The sequence below is a fragment of the Brachybacterium endophyticum genome (genome assembly GCF_003130585.1).
GTDB classification, from domain to species: domain Bacteria; phylum Actinomycetota; class Actinomycetes; order Actinomycetales; family Dermabacteraceae; genus Brachybacterium; species Brachybacterium endophyticum.
Genome location: NZ_QFKX01000016.1, coordinates 1 through 231, shown reverse-complemented (window position 1 = coordinate 231; position 231 = coordinate 1). Strand labels below are relative to the sequence as shown.

Below are 231 nucleotides of genomic sequence, written 5' to 3'. Positions count from 1 at the left end.
AAGCAGTGGTATCAACGCAGAGTACATGGGGCTGCCCAAATTTTCAAATTTTTCTCATTTTTTAGGCCCATCAGTGGATTGTCAATCACGCCGCCTTTATGTCGGAAATATTCCGTTCGGATGCAATGAAGAAGCTATGCTCGACTTTTTCAATCCACTGATGGGCCTAAAAAATGAGAAAAATTTGAAAATTTGGGCAGCCCCATGTACTCTGCGTTGATACCACTGCTT

1 protein-coding gene is annotated in these 231 nt (G+C 42.4%); it reads left to right on the top strand.

The genetic code is table 11. The features are described from left to right. Positions 1-220: hypothetical protein (locus DEO23_RS16260; RefSeq protein WP_205679008.1), on the top strand; the 220-nt coding region annotated here is incomplete at its 5' end. Positions 221-231: the final 11 nt, after the last annotated feature.